The organism is Listeria sp. MAN/IMW/UF555 (genome assembly GCF_058684075.1).
The window spans coordinates 1,104,483-1,119,776 of record NZ_JBZWZS010000001.1 but is presented as its reverse complement, the minus strand read 5'-3'; the positions used below and the strand labels follow the sequence as shown (position 1 = coordinate 1,119,776).

The following is a 15,294-nucleotide window of genomic DNA, read 5'->3' as shown; positions in this document are numbered from 1 at the left end:
AATGGTTGTTGCAGATTATTTAGCATTATTCGCGGTGGTTTGTATCTGGGGACTTTTACTAATTAATATTGTGTTAATCGTTTCGGGATATATCTATTATTTGAAAAACGAAGCGCGTAAAGTGCCAGAAATACCAGCGGAAGTACCATTTGTTTCTGTCATGGTGCCGGCCCATAATGAAGGAAAAGTAATCGTGAAGACCGTAGAATCGCTACTGGCTTTTGATTATCCGGTCGATCGTTACGAAATTATTGTCATTAATGATAATTCATCCGATAATAGCGCAGAACTTCTAGCAGCTATTCAAGCAAAAAATCCAACCCGTCAGTTAAAAATAATTAATACTGATAATATTACGGGTGGCAAAGGAAAATCGAACGCCCTCAATATCGGATTTGCGCAAAGTCGCGGCGAACTGGTGGCAATTTATGATGCTGATAATACGCCAGAACGACAAGCGCTACGAATTCTTGTCGGCGAGATTACCAACGATGCAAAACTCGGTGCGGTCATTGGTAAATTCAGAACGCGGAATCGAAATGCGAGCTGGTTAACGCGATTTATCAATATCGAAACATTAAGCTTTCAGTGGATGGCTCAGGCTGGTCGATGGGCGCTATTCAAACTGTGCACCATTCCCGGTACCAATTTTATTGTGAGAAGATCGCTCCTAGAAGAAATTGGTGGTTGGGATGTGAAAGCTGTCGCTGAGGATACCGAGATTAGTTTTCGGATTTATATGATGGGATACCGCATCAAATTTCAAGCGAAGGCAGTTACTTGGGAGCAAGAACCACAAACATTGCCAGTCTGGTTTAAACAGCGCTCAAGATGGGCGAAAGGTAATATTTATGTGATTTTAAAAAATGTTCCACTCCTTTTCAAACGAGAAGGTAGACGCGTTCGCTTTGATATTTTGTACTTTTTATCCATTTACTTTTTATTATTAACTTCCTTGATTGTTAGTGATGTTTTACTTGTATTATATGCGCTTGGACTTGTACATACGACGCTTGCTGGCCTTAGCGGGGCGCTTTGGTTGCTTGCTATTTTACTTTTTGTCGCTGGTACTTTTATTACGCTCACCACTGAAAAAGGGGAAATTAGTTTTTCAAATCTATTATTTATTATGTTAATGTATGTGACTTATTGCCAACTTTGGATGGTGGTCGCCGCATATGGGTTCTTTATTTTCTTAAAAGATACTGTACTAAAGAGAGAAACCAAATGGTATAAAACCGAGCGTTTCTAAAAAGGAGAGTGCCTAATGAAAAAATTAGCTGTTATGGGGCTGCTTGTTTTCGCCGTACTATTTCTGTATAGGCCAGACGTTTTCGCAGCAGATAAAAATTATCAAACGGTTTTTGGAACAGATAAAACCGCTCAAGGAAAATTCACGACAACGAAACAAAACTTCACTGTGGAGAATTATTGGGACGTGTCAAACGCAAACGTGAAACTTGTATACACGATTACCCAACTGAGCGAAAGAGAAGTTTCAACAATGACATTAAAAATTAACGATGTTGCCTTTTACTCATTTAAACCTGATAAAACCGACAAAGGAACGAAACAAATCGAAGTTGAAATTCCAAAAGATAAACTAAAAAAAGGCGTGAACGTTCTATCCATTGAAAGTTTTGTCTACACAGATTTACCAGATGGTCGTTGTACGATTGATGATACGCCTGCCAATTGGCTACAATTCGACAAAACCAGTGCGGTAAACGTTTCTTATTCCGATAAAGCTTTTCAAAATACGGTCGCTGATTTTGGCGAACGCTTCACTGGAATTGACACCGTGAAAAGTGGGCAAGGCGCGGTAGCTGTCCTCAAAAAAGCCGGCGACGCAGAACTTGGCGCAGCGCTTGAAGGCCTTTCTGGATTTTCAGCAGCGAATACGTTAGAAGATAAAAATATCACTTTTGGTCAGTACGAAGAGGCAAAAACGCGCGATGGCAAAAACTATATCGTTCTTTTTTCCAGCTATGACAATTTACCAAATGACATAAAATCACAAATTAAAGACGATCAAAAACTAGAAAAGCAAGCACTTTTCCAAGTTGTGAAAGTAGGAAACACAAACACACTTTTGATTACCTCTAAATCAAATGATGCCCTTAAAAAAGCAGGGAAATTAATTGCCAACCAAAATTACTTAAGTCAACTCGGAGCAAATACTAAATGGCTAACAACGGATGAACAAATTGACACACCAGCCAACAATATTGATAAAAATACCAAACTCACAACAACTGGCGATAAACTAAAAGGAATCGGTCACATCACGCAAGATTATTTCATCAGTATGCCTGCAAACCGAAGCGCCTCAACAGGAACAGAGGTATCGCTTGATTTCAGATACGCCCAAAACTTAGATTTTGAGCATTCCTTAGTAACAGTTTTAGTCAATGGAAAACCAATCGGTAGCCAAAAACTTTCTGCCAAAAAAGCAAATAGTGATAAAGTAACGTTCCAAATTCCAAGCGATTTAAATGTAAAAGGTGATTTTTCTGTGACAGTTGCCTTTGATTTAGTTTTAACAAATAATTATTGTGGTTTTATTGCAGATTCCGAAATTCCATGGGCATATATCACACCAGAATCTACCATTAACCTGAATACAAGCGAAGAAACAGACTTGTTATTTGAACAATATCCATATCCATTCGTTGCTGGTGGAGATTTTAACAATGCAGTTGTCGTTGTTCCGGACGAATTAACGACCGAAGATACGGATTCGTTAGCAAATATTTTCAATCTATTGGGTCGCTTCCATGACGGAAATAGAGGCAATCTAACTGCCGTACATGCAGCAAACTGGAAAAAGGCAAAAGAAGGCTCGAACGTTATCGCAGTGGGCACAATGAATAACAATCCAGTCATAAAAAATGCCAATGATGACCTATATTTCCAGTACAACAAATCAGGTAGTTATTTCCTTTCCAACGAAAAAATCTCGATTGAAAAAAATTACGGCAAACAACTCGGTAGTGTGCAACTGATTACTTCTGGTGGCGTACCTGTTCTTGCAGTAACTGGTCCGGGCGCTAAACAAACAGAGCTTGGTTCTGATTTAATCTCCACAAAAGCTAATTTAGCTAAAATTTACGGGGACGGCGCCATTGTTGATAATGACAACACGATCCACTCTTATAGGTTCAAAAAAGCAGCAGATACAAAAGAAGAAAGTTTTGGGACAAAAATTAGTAATAACAAAGAAGTAACCGTGTTTGGAGCATTCGCGCTTCTTACAATCGTTATCCTAGTTGTCGCTGTCCTACTAATCTTGCGTAAATATCGCCGGAGCCGGAAGTGAGGGAGAAATAAACATGAAAAAAATAACGAATAACTTATTTGCAGATATTGGCTTTTTATTTTTCATCTTGCTTTGTTTCATCACGATTGGCTTTATGATTAATACGCCAGATGAATATTTGCGAAACATTATTTTATTAAATATCACTTTTTTACTTGTGATTATCACCTATTTTACGAATTTAACGCTTGGTTTGATTTTAAATGTCCTCTATATTTTCATTTATGCGACTTACATTATTTATGAAATTGTTGCAAATCAAATGGCATATGGGATTGGCAGCTACTACTGGCTTATTATTACGCCACTTTTTACTGTAGCGAGTGCGATGTTTACAAGAAATACCTCCAGACTACAAGAAGAAAATACGAAAATCAAACAGCAAAACTTATATTTAGGAACCATCGATCAAGAAACTTTACTTAAAAATATCGTTTCTTTCCAAAATGACGAGCGCATTTTTTCCAGTATTTCGCGTCGTTATGATTTACCTTTATCACTGATGGTTATCAAAGTTCGTCACTGGCGCGAGTTGAAACGATTCCAAAGCGAAGATGAAATGCGCCTGGCACTGCAAGATATTTCGGCAGTTTTAGAGACTTGTATCCGTACGAGTGATGTTCTTTATTTGCTAGATAAGGACGATGCGACTTGGGGGCTCTTGCTTTTAACAGATGAGCCAGGCGGGAAATTAGTTGCTGACCGAATTAAAAGTCGCATAGCTGAGGCCAACACCGAAGAATTTGCCGCGAAGTACCGAGTGAAGCTAGAACTTCGCATTGGAACAAGCCAATTTGACAGCGAAAAAGTGAAGACACCACTCGATTTTATTGATTTAGCGACAAAAGAATTAGAATATGACGTGTAAAATAGAGAGTTACCTTCTATAATAGGAGGTAACTTTACTTTTTTGATAGGAGGCGCTTGATGAACTTAGAAGAAATAGTCGCATGTATGTTATTAAATGAAAATGACAAAGAAATTCAGCGAACACAAACGGAGCATCGTATGAAGTTGGTCGACTTTTGGCAAATTAAAAAAGGAGAACGTGTCCTTGAAGTTGGCTGTGGGCAAGGCGATACGACGGCAGTGCTTGCGAGTGCAGTTGGCGCAGATGGCTTTGTTCAAGCAGTTGACATTGCCCCGAGCACGTACGGAGCACCGTTTACGATTGGCGATGCAACGGCCCACTTGAAAAAATCTAAACTAGGTGCTCAAATTGATTTTAAGCTAGGAACAGATATTTTAAATGGCGATATTACTTTTTCGGATAAAGCTTTTGATGTGGCGTTGTTATCACATGCTTCTTGGTATTTCAGTTCTAAAGAAGAGCTAGTCGAAATGCTCATTTTACTTAGCAAGTGGGCGAAACGGGTTTGTTACGCGGAATGGGATACGAGAATTACAGATGTGAAACAAACATCTCACATGTTAGCTGTACTGACACAAGCTTCCTACGAGGCGTTCAAACAAGAAACCCAGTCGAATGTCCGAACTTTTATCACGCCAGTAGACATGCAAGAAATTATTCAAGCCCAACATTGGAAGATAGGCGCGGAAACAAGTATTTTCTCAGAAAAAATGCAAGATAGCCGCTGGGAAATCAGTTATGTGAAAGATTTTATAACGAAAGAATTAGCTGCAGATATAGGTTTACCAGAAAAGTTCAAAGCATTTTTACTGAGCCAAAGCAATTTAATTACACTAGAAAATAGTTTGCCAATGGCGTCGTATTGCACTTTTTGGCATGCGGAGTAATTTTGCTTTCTTTTTCACAAGATTGCGATTTTTTATGCTATAATGGAACGTATTAACGAACTAAAGGAGTGTTGAATGTGAGAGCTGTACTTACTGTAATTGGAAAAGATAATGTGGGAATTGTCGCTGGAGTTAGTAATAAATTAGCTGAACTGAACATTAATATTGTCGACGTATCTCAAACGATTATGGATGGATATTTTACGATGATGATGATGTGCGATATTAGCCAGATTACGAAAGAATTTGATGAAGTAAAAACAGAATTAACTGGAAAAGGTGAAGAACTCCAAGTAAAAATACATATTCAACGTGAAGAAATTTTCAACGCAATGCATAAACTTTAGGATGGAGGCGATTCTAGTATGGAAACAAACCAAATTTTAGAAACAATACGTATGATTGAAGAAGAGAAGCTAGACATCCGAACAATTACCATGGGGATTTCTTTGCTAGATTGTATGGACGGCGACGGTGAAGTAGCTAGAAAGAAAATCTACCAAAAAATCGTGACAAAAGCGCGCAATCTAGTGGCTGTTGGTGAAGCGATTGAATCCGAGTTTGGTATTCCGATTATAAATAAACGGATTTCTGTCACACCAATTGCGATTGTAGCTGGCTCAAGCGCTGACACTGACTACGTAGAATTTGCTAAAACACTCGATGCGGCCGCAAAAGAAGTTGGCGTGAATTTTATCGGTGGTTATTCCGCTCTTGTCCAAAAAGGTTACACAAAAGGCGACGAGATTCTCATTCGCTCCATTCCGCAAGCTTTAGCTCAAACAGAACGAGTTTGCTCTTCCGTTAACGTCGGCTCGACTAGAACAGGAATCAACATGGATGCAGTTCGTCAAATGGGTGAGGTAATTAAAGAAACAGCTGATTTAACAGCAGACACTCAAGGACTCGGTTGTGCGAAACTCGTTGTATTTGCCAATGCAGTCGAGGATAATCCTTTTATGGCAGGAGCATTTCACGGTGTTGGTGAAGCTGACTGTGTTATCAATGTTGGCGTCAGTGGTCCTGGTGTTGTGAAACGCGCTATCGAAAAAGTAAAAGGCGAACCATTTGATATTGTTGCCGAAACAGTGAAACAAACAGCTTTCAAAATTACTAGAATGGGTCAACTCGTTGGTCAAGTCGCTTCTGAAAAACTCGGTGTTCCTTTTGGAATTGTTGATTTATCTTTAGCACCAACACCAGCGATTGGTGATTCAGTCGCACATATTTTAGAAGAGATGGGCCTAGAAATGGTCGGAACGCACGGTACAACGGCTGCTTTAGCACTATTAAATGATGCGGTGAAAAAAGGCGGCGTCATGGCTTGCGGTCACGTTGGCGGATTATCAGGTGCATTTATTCCGGTTTCTGAGGATGCGGGGATGATTGAAGCCGTACAACAAGGCGCACTTAATCTTGAAAAACTAGAAGCGATGACGGCAATTTGCTCAGTTGGACTTGATATGATTGCTGTACCAGGTGATACAACTGCCGAAACATTAGCTGCGATGATTGCTGATGAAGCTGCAATCGGCGTGATTAACAATAAAACAACCGCTGTCCGAGTAATTCCGGCAAGCGGCACCAAAGTTGGCGATATGGTCGAATTCGGCGGTTTACTTGGAACGGCGCCAGTAATGCCAGTAAACGGTAAATCCTCCGCTAGTTTTATTGCGCGCGGTGGTCGAATCCCAGCACCAATTCATTCATTTAAAAATTAACAAAAAGGTTTCCTCGCAAATTTACGAGGAAACCTTTTTTTATGTCGTTTTTCTCTCTACCAAATGGAAATCTAAATCAAGCAGCGGCAAGTTGCTTCCAAATAATTGATTCATAATGAGCGTAAAAGCATTTTCAGCTTGTAAATTTACAGGGTAATGAATCGTTGTAATATCAAGCAAATGCGCCACTTCCATATTATCAAATCCACAAATCGCAAAATCTTCCGGGACACTGTAACCAAGCCGTCTAGCTTCCGTAAGTAACCCCGCCGCAAAATAATCGTTTGGCGTCAAAAATGCATCTGGTTTATGCTCAGTTTCACTCCACCAATGCGCAATTTTTTCCCCGTCTTGCCGACTACCCTGCCCATAAAACTGTCTAAATTCATGAGGATCAAGCTCATAACGCGCACAAAAATCTTTAAAAGCAAGCATGCGACTTTGCGTATTGAGTCCGGTCGTATTCCCATAAACATTCACAAATTTTCGGTAACCTTTTGCATATAAATGTTCTAGTGCAAGCGTATACCCATCATATTGATTCATAAATACAGAGGGGATTTTTTCACTCTCGACACGCTGCCAAGTGACAATCGGGCCGTATTTTGTGTAATGTTCAATTGTTTTCCAATCATTTGATCGAATCACAAGAACGAGTGCATCGATTTGTTTTTGCCGCAGCATTTCTAAAGCTTCCAGTTCTTTATCCGGATCAATCCGCGTCATAAACAAAGTAACGTTATAACCATGCTCCTGAGCCATCATCGTAAAACTTTTTAAAAATACATTCAGTGAATCTGTAAAACTAGGAATGACCATACCAATTAACTTAGTTGCGCCTTTTTTCAGTGATACAGCGTTAATATTTGGAACGTAATCTAACTTGTCAATAATTGCCTGGACGCGTTTTCTTGTTTCTTCACTCACATAGTCGCGATTATTAATTACTCGGGAAACTGTTGCTGATGAAACACCCGCTAGTTTCGCGATTTCTTGTATATTTGCCAATTGCAAAACACCTCGATTTCTCGTAGCTCTGTATTTAGTATACCAAAAAAGCCCGCCAAATAGCCAGTTTAGATAAATTTAAAATAAGTGCTTGACCTGTAATGCATTACATGAATTATGATGAATGAGAAGAAAAGAAAACGCTTTAAAATTCTAGGAGGTAAGTATATTATGAAAAAAGGTGTAAAAATCGTTACAATTGGTGGGGGTTCCAGTTACACACCAGAACTTGTTGAAGGATTTATTAAACGCTATCATGAACTTCCAATCAGAGAACTTTGGCTAGTAGATATTGAAGCTGGTCGTGAAAAATTAGAAATCGTTGGTAATATGGCAAAACGTATGGTCAAAGCAGCAAACATTGACTGCGAAGTACATTTAACACTCGACCGTCGTGAAGCTTTAAAAGATGCTGATTTTGTTACAACACAATTCCGCGTTGGTTTATTAGACGCTCGTATTAAAGATGAAAGAATTCCACTTAGCCACGGTATCATTGGTCAAGAAACAAACGGAGCAGGTGGGATGTTCAAAGCATTCCGTACGATTCCTGTTATTCTTGGTATCGTCGAAGATATGCGCGAACTATGCCCAGATGCTTGGTTAATCAACTTCACTAACCCAGCAGGAATGGTAACAGAAGCAGTTCTTCGTTACGGAAATTGGGATAAAGTTATCGGTCTTTGTAACGTGCCAATCGGAGCAGTGAAAAGCGCTTCAGACGTTTTAGAAAAACCAGAAGAAGATTTATTCTTCAAATTTGCAGGAATCAACCACTTGCACTGGCACCGCGTATTTGACAAAGACGGTACAGAATTAACAGAAAAAGTGATTGATGGTCTTTACGCGCCAGATGCGAATCCTGGAAAAGTTGTTGAAAACATTAAAAACATGCGCTTCTTATATGAGCAAGTTAAACATCTAAAAATGCTTCCTTGTCCGTACCACCGTTACTACTACATGACTGATGCAATGCTTGAAGAAGAACTGGCATCTTTCAAAAACGAAGGTACTCGCGGAGAAGTCGTGAAAAAATTAGAAGACAGCTTATTCGAATTATATAAAGATCCAAATCTTGATTACAAACCAGAAGAATTATCTAAACGCGGCGGCGCACACTACAGTGATGCAGCATGTGAAATCATCAACTCCATTTACAACAACAAAGGTACCGTAATGGTAGTATCTACTCGTAATAATGGCGCAATTGATGACGTTCCTTATGATAGTGCAGTAGAAATCACAAGTGTTATTCGCGCGCACGGTGCGGAACCAATCAACTTCGGTAAATTCCCACCAGCACAACGCGGCTTACTACAAGTAATGAAATCAATGGAAGAATTAACAATTGAAGCAGCAGTAACAGGCGATTACGCAACTGCACTACAAGCCTTCACTTCTAACCCACTTGTTCCTAGCGGCGACTTAGCAAAAACAATTCTAGATGAAATGCTAGAAGCACACAAAGAGTTCTTACCACAATTCGCTAAATAATTCGCAAGTGATCCCTATTTTCTAGGGATCACTTTTTTTGTGAGTTGTTTTAGCGAGCATTTTTTCAAGTTTCCTGTAAAATAGAAAAAAGGAGGTATGCTTCATGCAAACAAATCTTGAAAGAATAAAAAAACACATAGAAAATTTAGATAGATTTACAGCAACTCCGGGTCAGGGGACAACTCGGCTTACATATAGCAAAGAAGACCTCGGCGCGCGCAATTATTTAAAAGAAGAAATGGCTAAAGTAGGCCTTACTGTCTCAGAAGATGCGATTGGAAATATCTACGGACGACTAGAAGGCGACAATCCAGACTTACCAGCAGTAATCGTCGGTTCTCATTTTGACTCTGTGCCAAATGGTGGTGCTTTTGACGGTCCAGCAGGTGTTATAACTGGACTTGAAGTAGCTAGTGTTTTTCATGAACAGCAAATAAAACCCCATTTTCCACTTGAAATCATCGCAATGGTGGAAGAAGAGGGATCTCGTTTCGGAGCGGGACTACTTGCCTCCCGAACAATTACAGGAAAAGTGACAAAAGAAATGCTACATGAAATGAAAGATATAAATGGTGTTACTGCCGCAGAAGCTATGGCAAACCTAGGATTTGACGCAAATCAAGTACATACAGCCATTCGGTCCAAAGATTCCGTCAAAGCTTTCATTGAACTACACATCGAACAAGGCCCAGTCCTAGAAAATACGAATGAAGATGTTGCGCTCGTTGACACGGTCGTTGGTTTAACAGAAATAAAAGTTACCGTAAAGGGTCAAGCAGGTCACGCCGGAACAACCCCAATGCTAGAACGAAAAGATGCTCTAAGTGCAGCTGTCGAAATTCTTAATAAGCTTCCTGAACTAGCTATCCAAGAAGGCGGCGGAACTGTCTTAACAATTGGCAAACTTAATGTCTACCCGAACGGCGCCAATGTAATACCAAACAAAGTCGTTTTCACAGTAGATATTCGAGCAAAAGACGAAATCCACGTCCAAAATACATTAGAACAAACAAAAAAAGTTATTCAAGCTATCGAAAAAAACGGTATTACGTGTGAAATAGAAGATATGCTCTATGAAAAACCAACACATTTATCAACAGAAATTCATCAAGCATTGACCGAAAGCGCCGATAAACTTGGTCTTAAATATCGAACAATGGTTAGTGGTGCAGGGCACGATGCAATGATTTTCGCAAGTTTAACCGAAGTAGGACTTATTTTTGTACCAAGCCATAAAGGCATAAGCCATTCGCCAGAAGAATGGACCGATTATGACAAGCTCCAAAAAGGCATCGAAGTCGTACTTGAAACAGTTAAAAAATGGACGGGGGAAAGCGAACATGAATAATAAAATAAAACAAATAGTCTTAAATAATGAAGAAAATATGATAGCCTTCCGTCGCGATTTGCATATGCATCCAGAACTGCAATGGCAGGAATTTCGAACAACCGATCAAGTTGCAAAACAACTAGATCAGCTCGGAATCCCTTACCGACGTACTAATCCCACCGGACTAATTGCAGATTTAAAAGGCGATAAAGCAGGCAAAACGATTGCTTTACGAGCGGATATGGATGCACTCCCAGTCCAAGAATTAAACCAAGATCTTCCTTATAAATCTACAGAAGACGGCAAAATGCACGCATGCGGTCACGATGCCCACACAGCCATGCTATTAACCGCAGCAAAAGCACTCGTGGAAATTAAAAGTGAGCTACGCGGAACAGTCCGCTTCATTTTTCAACCATCCGAAGAAATTGCTGAAGGCGCGAAAGAAATGATTGCCCAAGGAGCGATGGAGGGCGTGGACCACGTCTTTGGTATTCATATCTGGTCCCAAACACCAAGCAATAAAATATCTTGCGTAGTTGGCTCGACATTTGCTTCTGCGGACATCATCCAAATTGATTTCAAAGGTCAAGGCGGTCACGGAGCAATGCCGCATGATACAATCGATGCTGCGGTTATCGCTTCTTCGTTTGTCATGAATCTCCAAGCTATTGTAGCCCGTGAAACAGACCCGCTTGATCCGGTCGTCGTAACAATCGGAAAAATGGAAGTCGGAACCCGCTATAACGTAATTGCTGAAAATGCCCGATTAGAAGGGACGCTACGTTGCTTTAACAACACAACCCGCGCCAAAGTGGCAAAAACAATTGAACACTACGCGAAGCAAACAGCCGCTATCTACGGCGGCACAGCTGAAATGATTTATAAACAAGGCACACAACCAGTTATTAATGATGAAAAAAGCGCATTACTCGTCCAGAAAACAATCACTGAATCATTCGGTGAAGAAATGCTTTACTTTGAACGCCCCACAACTGGCGGCGAAGACTTTAGCTATTTTCAAGACGAAGCTCCCGGAAGTTTTGCGTTGGTTGGATCCGGAAATCCCGAAAAAGATACCGAATGGGCCCACCATCATGGACGTTTTAATATTGATGAAAGTGTCATGAAAAACGGCGCAGAGCTATACGCCCAGTTCGCCTATAATTATTTAAACCAAGATGAGATTTAAACAAAAAAACAGCCTCAAGCGATTTCACTCGCTTGAGGCTGTTTATATATCGACTATTGTTTTTCTACTACATGTACGTCTTCAAAAGAACCGTATTTTGTCCACCAAGGAACGGCACCTTCATCAAGTAATTTATCAAGAGAAGTAATATTTTCTTTCCCTTGAGTACGAAGCCATTCGCGTAAAGCATCATCGCCTTGTTTACCATAAACTTCGATACCATCAGCCCAAGTTGCACGGCCACAAAGTACACCACTATATTGTACGTTATGTTGATTAGCAAATTGGATTGTTTTATGGAACATTTCAGAAGTTACGCCAGCACTTAGATAAATAAATGGAAGTGGACTTAAGTCAGAGCATTCTTCAAAATGACGAGCTGCTTCATCTTGCGTATAAGCTACTTCGCCTTCAGCAAAACCTTCCACATATTTGAAGTTTACTGGAACCTCTAGTTTAAGTACATCTACACCGTAACGAGGTTTAGAGAATTCTTTAATAGATGCTTTTACTTTCGCTGGTTTTAATTTTGCATACTCTAAAGAACCAGAATCAGTAACTTTTGCATCGTAAGTAATTGGTTCTAAGAAAAATGGAATATCAACTGCGCGACATTCTGCACCAATTCTTTCTAAAAAGGCATATTTAATTTCATTGATTTCAGCAGGCTCATCTGGATCATAATAAACAAGAATTTTAACAGCATCTCCGCCATTTTCTTTAATACGAAGTGCCGATAAATCTTCAATTAAATCAGGAAGTTTACCAGGAGTAGTTGCGTCATAACCTGTTTTTTCATAAGAAGTTAAAAGTCCGCTACCTTCGTGACGAGCTTTGATTGCTGGAGTACCATATTCTAAATCAAGCAAAATCGCAGAAGCATAAGGTGTAAGCTCTTCAGAAACAAGTTGTTTGAAGTCTTCCACATCTTTTTTGTTTTCTGTTCCTTTTGCTTGTTGAATCATTTTTTTCAGTGAACCGCGTTGGTCAATGGCAAGTGCTGCAATGACGCCTTTGTCGTTGGAGAGTCTTTGTAAACCATCAAATTTACCTTTTGTTATTTGTACCATTTTTATCTAGTCTCCTTTATAGCAATTTGTCGTTGCTTTTATCAATTTGTCCATCATTAGTATACCACTTATAACTTTTTTTAAAACATAGGTATATTTCCGTATTGATTTATCCTGGATAATAAATTACGATATATGTGGAGTGTTAGGTATTATTAGAAATTTGGGATAATTTCTTTTAATACATTCTCTTTTGGGAAAGTCAGTTAGCGATTAGACTAGACCAGGAGTGATGAAATGAATCGACGCGAAAGACTAAAACATAAAAGACGCAAGAACGTATTTATCGTGTTGAGTACTGTACTTATACTTTTTTTTATGGCCACTAGCTGGATGATCTATGAATTTAAAAGTAAAGAACAGCAAACAGTATCCGCACCAACAAAGAAAAAAGCAACTACAGCCACTAAGCCAAAGGAAAAACCGACTACCAAAAAAGCTGAAAAGCCAAAAGAGCCGGAACAAGTTGAAGAAAAGCCAAAAGAAACGATAGTAAATAACAAAGAAATTGATGCTTATTTAAAAGAAATCGGATTTAGCGGCTCGGCACTTGTTGTTCGTGATGGACAAATTGTTATACAAAAAGGGTATTTATATGCAAATCGTGATGCAAAGGTATTGAATACGCCTGATACGCTATATTATATCGGCTCTTCTCAAAAGGCGATAATAGCAGCAGCTTTATTACAATTAGAAGAAAAAGGTAAAATAAATACAAACGATCCAGTATCGAAGTATTTACCTAATTTTCCTAATGGTAATAAAATATTGATTAAAAACTTTTTGAATCATACCTCTGGAATTGTCGGACGGCCAGAGTTTTCTGGGACTGTAACGCCAGAACAATTAGTTACAGGTATTGAGAAGCGGGGAATTAAATCACAGCCTGGGAAATGGGATTATATGGATGCAAATTATACAATTGCAGGATATATCGTAGAAAAAGTTAGCGGACAACCACTCGCTACTTATTTGCAAGAGAATATATTCGAACCAGCAGGAATGAAACATACTGGATACTTTCAAAAAGATGTTGATGGGGGAAAAAACATATCAACAGGCTACAAAATAGATGAAAATGGAGTTTATCAAAGTCCGAAGTTAGTAGACCTAACTAAATTATATGGAGCAGGGGATATTAGTATGTCTACTACGGATATGTATTTATTTGATAAAGCTTTGATGGATAAAAAAATAATTTCTGAAGCAAGCTTTAAAAAAATGTTCACACCGGGTAGTAAATCTAATTATGGAATGGGATTTTATGTAGATCCTGGGAGCTATAATAGCCACGGGGTTGTAACTGGTTGGGATGTTTCTAATAGCATGAGCCACACTGGTAGAACCTATGTGATTTTATTCTCTAATGTCCAAAATAAGATTGCCTCTTTTGGAAAAGTGAACAATCATGTTTATAGTTTATTAAACAAATAAAAAAACTCGATTCTGTTAACAGAATCGAGTTTTTATTTATTTACCAGTAATTTGTTTTACCGCATCTTCCATTTGATAAAGTTGAGCAGCGGCACTGTAGTCACTCCATTTGGTGTTATCTACTTTATATACTTGGTTTTTCTTCACAGCTGGAATATCTTTCCAAACCCCGTTAAGCATTTCGTTAACAGAATCTTCATTACCATCAGTAGGCATTAAGATAAATAATCGATCCGCTCCGGCTGCATATTCAGGAATAGCTTCACTTGAAATTGCTTTTGTTTCTTTGTTTGCTTTAGCACCATCAGTTGGAGTAAAACCAGCTCCAGAGAATAAGCCGTCAAATACTTTCGCATCATGAACATAGATTTCTTTGCCGTAGAATTGAATCACAGCAGCTTTTTCGTTCTCCACGCCAGCATCTTTTAACGTTGCCTTAGCTTCTTTAGAACTTTGAGCGTAATCTTTGTCCCATTTTTCTTTTTCTGATTTTTTATTTAAGAGATTTGCGATATTAGAAAGTTGTTTGTCAGGAGTATCACCGAAATGCGAGATGTAAACTGGCGCAACTTTTTCTAAATTCTCTAAAAGGTCTTTTTGATAATCACTAATAATAATTAAATCTGGTTTTAAATTAGCGATTTTCTCAATACTTGGTTTATCATTACCAACACTTTCTGTCCCTTTTGTTGCTTTGGGATATGTAGTGATGTAATAATCCGTTGTACCAACAGGTTTTACGCCTAGAATTTCCATTTCACTTACGTTTTGAAGTGCTACAATTCTTTTTGGCGTTGTTGGTACTTCTACTTTACGATCCATTGTATCAGTTACCGTTTTTGTCGCAGCTTCTTTTTCTTTGCTTGAATCTTTATCCGAAGAGTTGCCACAAGCGGTTAGTACTACTGCTAAAAGTACAGTCATTAAAATAGCAGCCCATTTATGCTTTTGGTACATTGTGTATTTCC

Annotated in this window: 13 protein-coding genes; 10 read left to right on the top strand and 3 right to left on the bottom strand. The window is 39.0% G+C overall.

The window, feature by feature from the left end:
- Position 1: 1 nt before the first annotated feature.
- From AC4PG8_RS05630 to AC4PG8_RS05605, 6 genes are all read left to right on the top strand, one after another.
- The gene (locus AC4PG8_RS05630; protein WP_160464197.1) at positions 2 to 1,252 is read left to right on the top strand and encodes a glycosyltransferase family 2 protein; all 1,251 of its coding nucleotides are present in this window, start codon (positions 2 to 4) and stop codon (positions 1,250 to 1,252) included.
- Positions 1,253 to 1,267: 15 nt separating this feature from the next.
- Positions 1,268 to 3,319: a cellulose biosynthesis cyclic di-GMP-binding regulatory protein BcsB gene (locus AC4PG8_RS05625; RefSeq protein WP_492170124.1), complete on the top strand. Its 2,052-nt coding sequence runs from the start codon at positions 1,268 to 1,270 to the stop codon at positions 3,317 to 3,319.
- Between the two features lie 13 nt (positions 3,320 to 3,332).
- Positions 3,333 to 4,187, top strand: coding sequence for a diguanylate cyclase domain-containing protein (locus AC4PG8_RS05620; protein ID WP_003770648.1), 855 nt, complete (start codon positions 3,333 to 3,335; stop codon positions 4,185 to 4,187).
- Positions 4,188 to 4,246: 59 nt separating this feature from the next.
- On the top strand, positions 4,247 to 5,077 hold the full coding sequence (locus AC4PG8_RS05615; protein WP_492170123.1) for a class I SAM-dependent methyltransferase: 831 nt from the start codon (positions 4,247 to 4,249) through the stop codon (positions 5,075 to 5,077).
- A 77-nt stretch (positions 5,078 to 5,154) separates the two neighbouring features.
- The gene (locus AC4PG8_RS05610) at positions 5,155 to 5,424 is read left to right on the top strand and encodes an ACT domain-containing protein (RefSeq protein ID WP_003760632.1); all 270 of its coding nucleotides are present in this window, start codon (positions 5,155 to 5,157) and stop codon (positions 5,422 to 5,424) included.
- 18 nt (positions 5,425 to 5,442) lie between these two features.
- A complete protein-coding gene (locus tag AC4PG8_RS05605; RefSeq protein ID WP_045554391.1) occupies positions 5,443 to 6,798 on the top strand; it encodes a PFL family protein in 1,356 nt (451 codons plus the stop codon).
- Positions 6,799 to 6,837: 39 nt separating this feature from the next.
- On the opposite strand, the gene AC4PG8_RS05600 is transcribed toward AC4PG8_RS05605, so the two are convergent.
- The gene (locus tag AC4PG8_RS05600) at positions 6,838 to 7,806 is read right to left on the bottom strand and encodes a LacI family DNA-binding transcriptional regulator (RefSeq protein ID WP_070753580.1); all 969 of its coding nucleotides are present in this window, start codon (positions 7,804 to 7,806) and stop codon (positions 6,838 to 6,840) included.
- Between the two features lie 171 nt (positions 7,807 to 7,977).
- Here AC4PG8_RS05600 and AC4PG8_RS05595 point away from each other — a divergent pair, with 171 nt between their 5' ends.
- The 3 genes from AC4PG8_RS05595 to AC4PG8_RS05585 all read left to right on the top strand — a co-directional run bounded on the left by AC4PG8_RS05595 (position 7,978) and on the right by AC4PG8_RS05585 (position 11,822).
- Positions 7,978 to 9,300, top strand: coding sequence for a 6-phospho-beta-glucosidase (locus AC4PG8_RS05595; RefSeq protein WP_003721330.1), 1,323 nt, complete (start codon positions 7,978 to 7,980; stop codon positions 9,298 to 9,300).
- Between the two features lie 103 nt (positions 9,301 to 9,403).
- A complete protein-coding gene (locus tag AC4PG8_RS05590) occupies positions 9,404 to 10,648 on the top strand; it encodes a Zn-dependent hydrolase (RefSeq protein ID WP_185540344.1) in 1,245 nt (414 codons plus the stop codon).
- Entirely contained in the window at positions 10,641 to 11,822 is a 1,182-nt protein-coding gene (locus AC4PG8_RS05585; RefSeq protein WP_185540342.1) for a M20 family metallopeptidase, read from the top strand. The genes AC4PG8_RS05590 and AC4PG8_RS05585 overlap by 8 nt, the downstream gene beginning before the upstream one ends.
- 53 nt (positions 11,823 to 11,875) lie before the next feature.
- Here the strand turns inward: AC4PG8_RS05585 and AC4PG8_RS05580 are convergent, their stop codons facing one another.
- Positions 11,876 to 12,892, bottom strand: a complete 1,017-nt coding sequence (locus AC4PG8_RS05580; protein ID WP_003770662.1) for a tagatose-bisphosphate aldolase — start codon at positions 12,890 to 12,892, stop codon at positions 11,876 to 11,878.
- A 237-nt stretch (positions 12,893 to 13,129) separates the two neighbouring features.
- Between AC4PG8_RS05580 and AC4PG8_RS05575 the strand changes: the two genes are divergently transcribed.
- Entirely contained in the window at positions 13,130 to 14,326 is a 1,197-nt protein-coding gene (locus tag AC4PG8_RS05575; RefSeq protein ID WP_112120118.1) for a serine hydrolase domain-containing protein, read from the top strand.
- A 36-nt stretch (positions 14,327 to 14,362) separates the two neighbouring features.
- Here AC4PG8_RS05575 and AC4PG8_RS05570 read toward each other — a convergent pair whose 3' ends face one another.
- Positions 14,363 to 15,283 (bottom strand): ABC transporter substrate-binding protein, encoded by a 921-nt coding sequence (locus AC4PG8_RS05570; protein ID WP_003760649.1) that lies wholly within the window; start codon positions 15,281 to 15,283, stop codon positions 14,363 to 14,365.
- Between the last annotated feature and the right edge of the window lie 11 nt (positions 15,284 to 15,294).